At 33.6% G+C, this 10,693-nt stretch carries 8 protein-coding genes; 2 read left to right on the forward strand and 6 right to left on the reverse strand.

Translation table 11 applies throughout. The annotated features are described in order from the left end of the window. Positions 1 to 105: 105 nt before the first annotated feature. The 4 genes from RQ893_RS06195 to RQ893_RS06210 all read right to left on the reverse strand — a co-directional run bounded on the left by RQ893_RS06195 (position 106) and on the right by RQ893_RS06210 (position 5,113). The gene (locus RQ893_RS06195) at positions 106 to 1,578 is read right to left on the reverse strand and encodes a hypothetical protein (protein ID WP_311482181.1); all 1,473 of its coding nucleotides are present in this window, start codon (positions 1,576 to 1,578) and stop codon (positions 106 to 108) included. Between the two features lie 275 nt (positions 1,579 to 1,853). Beyond that, entirely contained in the window at positions 1,854 to 3,470 is a 1,617-nt protein-coding gene (gene groL / locus RQ893_RS06200; protein WP_311482182.1) for a chaperonin GroEL, read from the reverse strand. Positions 3,471 to 3,480: 10 nt separating this feature from the next. Further along, complete coding sequence (groES, locus tag RQ893_RS06205) at positions 3,481 to 3,765, reverse strand: co-chaperone GroES (protein WP_311482183.1); 285 nt, start codon at positions 3,763 to 3,765, stop codon at positions 3,481 to 3,483. A 127-nt stretch (positions 3,766 to 3,892) separates the two neighbouring features. Then, positions 3,893 to 5,113, reverse strand: coding sequence for an aminotransferase class I/II-fold pyridoxal phosphate-dependent enzyme (locus tag RQ893_RS06210; protein ID WP_311482184.1), 1,221 nt, complete (start codon positions 5,111 to 5,113; stop codon positions 3,893 to 3,895). A 107-nt stretch (positions 5,114 to 5,220) separates the two neighbouring features. Between RQ893_RS06210 and msrB the strand changes: the two genes are divergently transcribed. Further along, the gene (msrB, locus tag RQ893_RS06215) at positions 5,221 to 5,658 is read left to right on the forward strand and encodes a peptide-methionine (R)-S-oxide reductase MsrB (RefSeq protein WP_311482185.1); all 438 of its coding nucleotides are present in this window, start codon (positions 5,221 to 5,223) and stop codon (positions 5,656 to 5,658) included. A 194-nt stretch (positions 5,659 to 5,852) separates the two neighbouring features. On the opposite strand, the gene mgtA is transcribed toward msrB, so the two are convergent. Together mgtA and RQ893_RS06225 are read right to left on the reverse strand one after the other, a co-directional pair. Further along, positions 5,853 to 8,381 (reverse strand): magnesium-translocating P-type ATPase, encoded by a 2,529-nt coding sequence (gene mgtA, locus RQ893_RS06220; protein WP_311482186.1) that lies wholly within the window; start codon positions 8,379 to 8,381, stop codon positions 5,853 to 5,855. 307 nt (positions 8,382 to 8,688) lie between these two features. Continuing rightward, on the reverse strand, positions 8,689 to 9,564 hold the full coding sequence (locus tag RQ893_RS06225; RefSeq protein WP_311482187.1) for a LysR family transcriptional regulator: 876 nt from the start codon (positions 9,562 to 9,564) through the stop codon (positions 8,689 to 8,691). 105 nt (positions 9,565 to 9,669) lie between these two features. Here RQ893_RS06225 and RQ893_RS06230 point away from each other — a divergent pair. Further along, on the forward strand, positions 9,670 to 10,693 hold a 1,024-nt coding region (locus RQ893_RS06230), incomplete at its 3' end, for a putative sulfate exporter family transporter (RefSeq protein WP_311482188.1).

Consider the following 10,693-nt stretch of genomic DNA (forward strand, 5'->3'; position numbering starts at 1 on the left):
ACATTCCGCTTAAAATATTATTAAATTATTCCGTGTTTACGGGTTCAGGTCAAAACCAGCTCGGTTTTTTTATTTATAAATGAAGCTTGAACAGTAATATAAATTTCAAATCCAATCCTTAGCGATAAGTTTATAAATTTTATAGAAATTATCTTCATCTTCCAAATCTGACCAAGTAAAAGAAATAATAACTTTTTTATAATCATCGCGGAAACTAAATACCCATATCGATTCTTTAGAACTAACAAGGGCATACTTTGCACTGAGGATTTTAGCATAACTTCTTACCTGTATTCTTGCATTTTCAAGTTCTCTTTTTGATTTTATAGAAAATTTCGCTTCGATAATTAAATCACAAGATTCACTAGATAACTTTGTTACCGGATTTATTACAAAATCTGGTATAAGCAAATGGTTATTATTGCCCACTTTTATATATAATTGCTGAATATAATCAGAATTATTATAGCCAAGTTTGGCTAAAAATGGTTTTATGAGTTTATTTTCAACATCTTTTTCCCTAAACAATTCCTGCTTATCATTTATAGATAAATATTCTAACTTATCTAAGTTTAAATTTCTAATTTCAAGCAAATAATTATAGGCAGATGGTAGTAACTCAACGCCATTTAAACCTTGCATATTTTTTCTTACAATAGGTAGATTTTTAAAAATGTCATCTTCTTTTAATTCTTTTAAGGTAAGTTTTTCAATCTTTTTTGCATTGGAAATATAAGTACACCTGTAATAATAAAAAAATGGATCAATAAAGCCAATGGATACACTAGTCCAGATGGAATCAATAGCTGAAACTGGATATTTTACATACATGAGAACCTGATCACCCGCCTTAGTATCGGGACTACATTGCCAAGGAGTAACATTATCTATTTCATTTGATAAAAATATATCATCTTCACCAGCACCTATTAGATAACAAGCATTAGGCGCTGGCAAATCTTTTATAATATAGGAATCTATCCCACCTATATACTTAGGAGCAAAATCATATAAAAATGCAATTAATTCATAGGGACTTAAATAATTCTCCTCCCTAAAATCTGAAAGAGATTTGCATATTTCACCATAATAAAAAAATCTAGCCTTATAATCACTCTTTTTTGGGATTTCTGGCAAGCTTATATTAAATTCTACAAAGATTTTTTCTAAAATATTAAAATTATATTTAAAATAGTAGGGAATGAATAAATCTGGAAGCTCATAGGAAAGCAAGGTCGTATAATAGGCTAGGGAGCTAGAAAAATCGTCAAATGTTAGTTTTTCGCCACCTTCATTTTCTTTAATAAATAAATTATATAGATATTTCATCGCCTTATCTATTGTATATTTCCTATCTTCAAAAAAGTAATAATCTTGATTTAGAAACTCTACTGAGTCACTTAATTCTTCTTTTAATAAGTCATTAATCTTTCTACTAGGGCAAAATGACTGGTGAAGATTAGCAATTTTTTCTACATAAGCTGGAGATATGTTTTTGGAATAATTTTTCTTAAGAAAATCTACAAAATCATTCCCTCCAGCATCCAAATATAAGTTCCAAGTGTAAGTATTAAACATGAGCATCCCTTTTTATTAAAATTTTATTTTCTATCAAGCTAAATAAAGAAATTTACTATATAGCACCATTAAATTTGTTGGTTCAATTATAACATTTTAAAATTTTATGTAAAGAAAAACCAGGATTGAATTTCCTGGTTTTTCTTCGTTACTTCAATATCTGCTTTCGAGCTTCGCTCGACCACTCTGCCTCTGCACCAGACCTACCACCATTCATTCCATGAATGGGGTTAGGGCTTCGCATGGAGGGTCCTCAACGAGGCGGACAGGCGTGCTTAATACATTGGCATTTGTGGGGCTGGCATTTGTGGTTCTTCTTTTGGGATGTCTGCTACTGCGGCTTCTGTTGTTAAAATCATTCCTGCTACACTTACTGCGTTTTGTAGGGCTGATCTGGTTACTTTAGTTGGTTCTACGATTCCTGCTTCGAACATATTTACAAATTTGTTTTCGTAGGCATCGTAGCCTTCTTCTTTGCCGGAGTTTTTAACTTTTTCTACTATTACAGATCCGTCAAGTCCTGCATTTTCTACTATTTGTCTTAGTGGGGCTTCTAGGGCTCTTTCTATAATTAGGGCACCTGTTTTTTCGTCACCTATTAGGGTCTCTCTAAGTTCTTCTACCTTTTCGATTGCTCCTATTAGGACAACTCCACCACCTGCTACGATTCCCTCTTCTACAGCTGCTCTGGTTGCTGATAGGGCATCTTCAATTCTGTATTTTTTCTCTTGCATTTCTGTTTCTGTGGCTGCACCTACGTTTATTACTGCAACACCACCTGCAAGTTTAGCTAGTCTTTCTTGAAGTTTTTCTTTTTCATAGTCGCTTTCTTCTTTGGCAACTTGATTTCTGATGTTTTCTACTCTTTCAGCTAGGGCTTCTTTGTCGCCTTTGCCTTCTACGATTGTTGTGTTATCTTTGTCTACTTTGACTTTTTTAGCAGATCCAAGCATATCGATTGTAGCTTCTTTTAGGTCCATTCCTAAATCTTCGCTTATTACCTTGCCGCCTGTAAGAATAGCTATATCTTCAAGCATAGCCTTTCTTCTGTCGCCATAGCCTGGTGCTTTTACTGCTACTACATTGAAGGTTCCTCTTAATTTGTTTAGGATAAGGGTTGTTAAAGCCTCGCCGTCAACATCGTCTGCGATGATTAGTAGTGGTCTTGATTCTTGAACAATTTGTTCTAGAAGTGGTAGTACTTCCTGGATATTTGAAATCTTCTTGTCTGTTAGAAGAATGTATGGGTCATCAAGTTCTGCTATCATCTTTTCATTATCTGTTGCCATGTATGGTGATAGGTAGCCCTTATCAAATTGCATACCTTCTACTAGGTCAAGATAGGTTCCTGTTGTCTTTGATTCTTCAACTGTGATTACTCCATCATTGCCAACCTTATCCATAGCGTCAGCTATTAGCTTGCCTATGTTGTGGTCTTGGGATGAAATTGTACCTACATTTTCGATTGCTTGTTTATCTTCAACTTCTTTTGAGTTTTCCTTGATATATTCAACTACTACGTCAGTTGCTTTTTTTAGACCTTTTTGGAGGACGATTGGGTTTGCACCAGCAGCAAGATTTTTTAGACCTTCTTTAATTACTGAGTGAGCTAGGACTGTTGCTGTTGTTGTACCATCTCCTGCTACGTCGTTGGTCTTGGTTGCTACTTCTTTTACAAGTTGAGCTCCCATATTTTCAAATCTATCTTCAAGCTCTATGTCATTTGCTATTGTAACACCATCATTTGTGATAGTTGGGGCACCATAAGCCTTATCTAAAACTACGTTTCTGCCCTTTGGTCCAAGAGTTACCCTTACTGCATTTGCGAGTTTATCTATACCTCTTTCTAGACCGTCTCTAGCTTCTGTTCCAAATTTAATATCTTTTGCCATTTTTTCCTCCTTAACCTTCTACTACTGCCAAAATGTCGTTGTATTTAACTACGATAAATTCTTTATCTTCAAGTTTAACATCTGTACCAGCGTATTGGGAATAAATAACCTTATCGCCTACTTTTAGCGAACCTTTTTTCTTTTCGTCATTTTCTATATCAGCACTGATAGCAACTACTTCTGCGTATTGTGGCTTTTCTTGAGCACTTTCTGGAAGGACAATTCCAGAAGCAGTAGTTTTTTCTGCCTCAGCTTTTTTTATTACAATTCTATCTCCGATTGGTTTTAAATTCATATTATTTCCTCCTGTTGAAAATAAAATAATGATAGCTTTTGTTAGCAGTCATTAACATTGAGTGCTAACTCCTAGTTATAATATACTAAGATGTTTTTATTTTTCAAGAGGAAGATTAATTAAGAACTTATTTATTCATGTAAAAGGCTATTCTTTCAACTAATTTCACAATATCTCTTTTATTTGTAGCACAAAGAGCAATCCTAATTCCCTTGGCTGATGGAATGGTAAAAATATTTTCTTTTTCTAGATTTTCAACAATATCAAAGGCCTTAGTGGTTGGAATAAAGGCGAAGAATCCACCGAAGTATGGAATCATTTCTACCTTATGAGCTTCCGCTTCTCTTATAAAGACATCTGCTCTTTCCTTTAGCATAGCCTTTAAGGATAAAAGCTCCTTATCGTATTCTCCCTTATTTTCGTCTTTAGCAAGGTCAACTAGGATTAGTTGAGGTGCGTGGACTCCATTTGACCAGTTCACCCTAGCAGATGTTGCCATGGCATTCTTAAAGTCTTCTATAACTTCCTTAGAGCTTGAAATTCCAATCACAGCTCCACTTCTTAGACCATAGGCTGTATAGGCTTTTGACATGGAGAAGGCAACTAAAACCATGAGATTTTCAGGAAGATTTGAAAATTTCTTGAAAAATCTCTTCTGCTCACCATCACCTGCAAATTCAATGTAGGCCACATCTATGATTAGGCTTATTTTTTTGCCCTTATTGGCAGCTTTCTTAGATATTTCCAAAACCTCATCCCACTCCTCATCAGATAGGGAATAGCCAGTTGGGTTGTTGCCTGGGGAATTAATTATTGAAACTAAGCGGTCGTGGTCTTTTAATGCCTCATCTTGACACGCTTTATATGCTTCTAAGTCAAATTTGAAATCTTTTGTTAGATAATTATAGGTTCTAAAGTCCCTATCAAATTCAATGCACATTTTTTTGTAAGGTTGCCAAAAATAATCGTGGCAAATAACAGGATCACCAATATCCGCATAAGAAAAAATCCCATTTCTAATGGCTCCTGTGCCGCCTGGTGTTGATACTACTTCAATGTAAGCATCTGGTTTATTATCAGCAAAGAGAATTTTAAGGACTGTTTCTCTGAAGGCTTTTTCTCCTTCTATTGGTGCATAAGAAGCTATAAGGCCCCTGTCCATAGTTTCTAATCTATTATAGACAGAATCAAGGGCTATAATATTACCTTCATCATCTGCCAAAGTCCCCAAAACAGCATTGATTACATTTTCTTTGCCAAACTTGGCTCGGGCTGCCTTTACCTTAGCGTTTATTGAAAAAGCGAGATCTGGGCCAAAATTTCCGCTTTTTTTGATAGTCATTGTCATACTTTTCTCCTTTACTAGGTTTTATACTATTATACCGAGTTTTTTTCTTATGACTTGGTTTTTGCTTGACAAATTGGGTAAGAATTTAAAATGAAGGAGAAAAAATTATGACAAAATACAATAAAGATGAATTAAAGAAAACCCTAACAGATATCCAATATAAAGTAACCCAAGAAAGCGGCACAGAAATGCCATTTTCATCAGAATACGACGATTTTTATGAAGATGGAATCTACGTTGACATAGTTTCTGGTGAACCACTTTTCTCATCAAAAGATAAGTTCAATGCGGGTTGTGGTTGGCCGTCCTTTACCAAACCAATTGACGGAACAGAATTAACCGAAAAAGACGACTATAGGCTCGCAAGAAAAAGAATTGAGGTCAGAAGCAAAGAAGCCGACAGTCACCTAGGCCACGTTTTTCCTGACGGACCAAAAGAAGCAACAGGTCTTAGATATTGCATAAATGGTGCTGCCCTAAGGTTCATTCCAAAAAGTAAGCTTGAAGAAGAAGGCTATGGTGAGTATTTAAAATTATTTGCATAAAAAATGGGGCTATGGCCCCTTTTTTATAAGTTATTTTTTCTATATATTTTCCAATCCCCATCAGATTCACTAATAACAGCATCTATCAGACTAATAGACCATAGCTCATGCATTGTTTGCCCAGATTTACAAAAAAACCGCAGTAAATACTGCGATTTTATTATATTATTATCTTTTAATCAATCATTTAACTTTTATCTAGAAAATGAATTGTGTTTGTAGAATTTTTTCTTCATGATTTCCGCAACTAAGGCATAGATAAGGGATATGCAAAGCATGGAAATAAATGCACCGAGTGGAAGTGCAACTAAACCAAGGTAGGAATTAATAGGGCTGTATATGATTGAAATTAAAATTAAACTTACAAGACCTATAGATATTAATAGATTCTTACTTGGTTTGCTTTTAATCGCTGGTCTAGCTGTTCTGACTATTAGCATAACTACCATTGCGGAGATTACAGATTCTAACATCCAACCAGTTTGAAACAATTTTTCGTCAGCCTTAAAGATATTGAGCAAAACAAAAAATGTTACATAGTCAAAAATAGAAGATGTTATCCCAAATACCACCATGAATTTTTTGATGAATTTCATATCCCATTTTACTGGAGTCTTTAACCAATCTTCATCTACAGAGTCTGATGCGATTTGCAAGGAAGGAAAATCTGTAAATAAATTAGTAAGAAGAATTTGTTTTGGTAATAATGGCAAAAATTTTAAGAAAAGACTTGCCCCTGCCATTGAAAACATATTTCCAAAGTTCGCACTAGTTGCTACAAATATGTACTTCAAGGTGTTTATAAAAGTCCTTCTTCCTTCTTTTATTCCAGATAACAATACTTTTAAAGAATTTTGCAAAAGAACAATGGAAGCTGCATCTTTTGCTGTGTCAGCTGCTGAGTCAACTGATATACCAACATCTGCTTGTTTTATGGCTGGTGCATCGTTTATGCCATCACCCATATATCCTACAATCTCACCAGCTTCTTTGTAGGCTCTAATTATTTTTTCCTTTTGGTTTGGACTTATTTCTGCAAAAATATCAATATCTAAAACTTTTTTATTTAGTTGACTTATAGAATATGAATCCAATTCTTGACCAAGCAATATTTTTTCTGGATTTAGCCCTATTTGACTTCCAATGTTTTTGGCGATTTCTTGATTATCGCCTGTTATCATTTTCAAAGAGACCCCTAGCTTATTCATTTGATTTATTACATCTTTGACATCCTCTTTTAATGGATCAATAAATAATAAAAATCCTTTAAAAATCATACCTCGAGCTTTTTCTTGTTGGAAATCAGAATCTTCGCTTAAAAACTTATAAGAAAGACCTAGAACCCTGTAACCCTGGCTTGAGAATTTAGTAAATGAATCAAATATTTGACTTTTAATATCATTAATATTCCCAATAGACCCATCTGACTTTTCATAAGAATTACATATATTTACAATACTTTCAAACGCACCCTTGGTAACCATCAAAATTTTATTTGAAAAATCAGTATCGGTCTTTACTATCACGCTTAAAATTTTATTTTCAAATGAATAAGGAATCTCAAAAAGCTTTTTATAAGCAGAAAAATCTTCCTTATTGGAACTTAAAATAGCTTGGTCAATCGGATTTGAATAGCCTTCTTGAAAATATGAGTTCAGAGCCGCAAATTTATTCAAATCTTCCGATTCCACGCCTTTAAAATCCAAGGCTGAATCAAGCTTAACCTTGCCCTTTGTTATGGTGCCAGTTTTGTCAGAGCACATAATTGTCATAGATCCAAAATTTTCTATTGAGTTTAATTTTTTTACAATAACACCTTGGTCAGACATTCTCTTGGCGCCTTGTGATAAATTCACACTAATTATTGCTGGCAACATTTGAGGAGTCAAGCCAACTGAAAGAGCCAAGGCAAACATAAATGATTCTAAAAAAGATTTATTTAACACAATATTAAAAATAAATATTAGACCAATTAAAAGAGTTGTAACATGTAAAATTAAATTACCAAAATTCCTTATGCCTTTTTCAAAATCTGTATTAGAATCTTTTTGACTAAGCGAGGAAGTGATTTTACCAAATTCAGAATCTTTTGCCAAATTAACTATAATCGCCATCCCAGAACCACTAATAACATGAGTCCCCATCCAAAGGCAGTTTTTTCTTTCAGAAAGAGCTGTATCGGCAGGTACTTTTGTTGTAAGCTTTTCTACAGGAAAAGTCTCCCCAGTTAAACTTGACTCATCAGTAGATAGAGAATTATCCTCAATAAGCAAACAATCAGCTGGTATCATATCACCAGTTTTAACCCTAATTATATCACCAACAGTGAGGTTGGCATTATCAAGCTCTTTAAAAGCCCCATCTCTTAGGACCGAAGAGGTAACACTAACAGAAGAAAGCAAACTTTTAACCGCATCATTTGCTTTACTCTCATGAAGATAACTCAAAAAAGAAGAAATCAAAATAATAATCAAGATAATAATTCCGTCAGAATAATCCTTCATAAAAATCGACAAGACAGCCGCAAAAATTAAAATCATAGTTATAGGGCTTTTAAATTGGGACAAAAAAATCATAAAATTAGATTTAGACTTCTTTTCCTCAAAAACATTTTTGCCATAAGCTTCAATCCTGTCGCAAGCTTCCCTATCTGACAAACCAGCTTCACCCGAATTTAATTTTTTAAAAATATCTTCTTTATCATATGACCAAAAATCTCTCATACCTGCCTCCTAGTAAATAGAACAAATATATAGTATTACTTATTTCTCCTAATATTTAACGTTTCTTTTACTTACACAATCGGTGGATTTTACACCAGACTATTGTCCATAATTTCTATTAAGTCCAAACTTTTAATAATTTTCTTTTGTAAATTAGCCTTTGTCCTTATATCTAAGTCTATTATATTACTAAAAAAAATATCATCTAATATAAAGCCCGCTTATAAGAAGAAAGTCGCCTAGTTGTTTGCCTTTATTAAACTATATTTTTCTAAACTCTTCTTATCCCAATACCCTAATTTTTTTTCTAATAAAAAGCTTCAGCTATTTGCAAATACAAATCAATAAATATTGAATTCTTCCTGGCGACAATAGATAAATCATGAACTAGATTGAAATCTTCTAGCTCTATGACCCTTAGCACACCTTCCTCTAATTCTTTTTTGACACAAGATTCAAAGATAAAACTTATCCCACAATCTGCCTTGAGCATTTCTACTATAGAACGCATATTATTTATCTCTATAATATTTGAAAAATCTTTTGTATCAATATTGTCCATTCTTAAAAAATTCTTCAAGATAGCCAAGGTCCCAGACCCCTCTTCTCGTATGATGATTCTTTCATCTAATAAGTCTGTTAGCTTTTTTACTTGTTTGTTAAACTTGTGGTCTTTGTGGCAGAGGCATACAATCCTATCGCTTTTGTATTTTTTAATAAAATAATCACTAGATTTTATAAATCCCTCTATGATGGCAAAATCTATCCTACCACTATCAATATCACTTAAAATCTCGTCAGTATTCTCATAATAAATATGAAAATCACAAGAAGACTTTTCTTTGATTAGGGATATAAGCTTATCCAATATTAGATATTCTCCGACTGACCTTGTAAAACCCAAGGAAATTTTCTCACTCTTAGTTTTATTCTTGGCTAATATCATTTTCAACTTATCCTGATCATTTGACATAGAAAGTAGGGCAGATTTTAGAATCTTGCCCTGATCTGTCAGACACAAATTCCTCTTACTTCTATAAAAAAGTTTACAATTGTAATAGTTTTCTAGATACTTAATATGAGTAGATATAGCCGGTTGAGTTATATTAAGACTTTCAGCAGCCCTTGTAAAATTCATATATTTACATACTTCTAAAAAACTTTCTATCCTAAAATCTAACATGACATCCTCCTCATCTATCATAACAAATTTTTATTATATAGTAAATAATTATAATTTTACATTATAGTGATTTATTATATAATAAAAAAAGTGAAAGGAGCATATATGATAAAATCTATAGAAAAAAATATAAAAGGGATTATTCTCTGCCTTATAATTGCAATAATATCCCAAATAATCGGCAAAAAAATCCCACTCGTAGGACCAGCAGTCTTTGGCATTCTAATTGGCATGGCCTTAGGTCAAATTATAAAAGACAAAAAATCTTATATGAGTGGTGTGAGATTCACATCAAAGAAAATTCTTCAATACGCTGTAATCCTCCTTGGATTTGGACTTGATCTTGGAATTGTTTTAAAAACTGGAAGAGAATCCCTACCCATCATCCTATCTACCATATCAACATCACTTATAATCGCATACATAGCCTACAAGGCTGGACTTATAAAAGGAAATATTGCAACGCTTGTTGGCGTTGGCTCATCAATTTGTGGTGGTTCAGCAATTGCAGCAGCCGCACCAGTTATTGATGCAGATGAAGATGAGATAGCCCAAGCCATATCTGTTATATTCTTTTTTAATATCTTAGCAGCTATCCTATTTCCAAGCCTAGGTCGTATGATTGGATTTTCTACTACCGATGGTCATGCCTTTGGTATATTTGCAGGCTCTGCTGTTAATGATACATCATCAGTTACAGCCTGTGCATCAACATGGGATACAATATTTAATCTTGGTAGCCAAACACTTGATAAGGCTGTAACAGTAAAATTGACAAGGACTCTAGCAATAATTCCTATATGCTTAGGACTAGCCTTCATAAGAATGAGAAATGCCGAACAAGAATCTAATAAAAAAATATCCATTATACAAATCTTTCCATTCTTTATAATCTACTTCATCCTTGCAAGTTTGATTACAACCATAGCCCTCGCCAAGGGAGTAGATATAGGATTTTTCAAGCCATTTAAGGACTTATCCAAATTTTTTATAGTAATGGCAATGTCAGCTATAGGTTTTAATAGTGATATAGTAAAACTATTAAAATCAGGAGCTAAGCCACTAGCCTTAGGAGGAGTGTGCTTTATATCAATCACATCCATAACCCTAATACTAGAAAAAGTTCTAG

The organism is uncultured Anaerococcus sp., assembly GCF_963510915.1.
In the GTDB taxonomy this organism is placed as follows: Bacteria; Bacillota; Clostridia; order Tissierellales; family Peptoniphilaceae; genus Anaerococcus.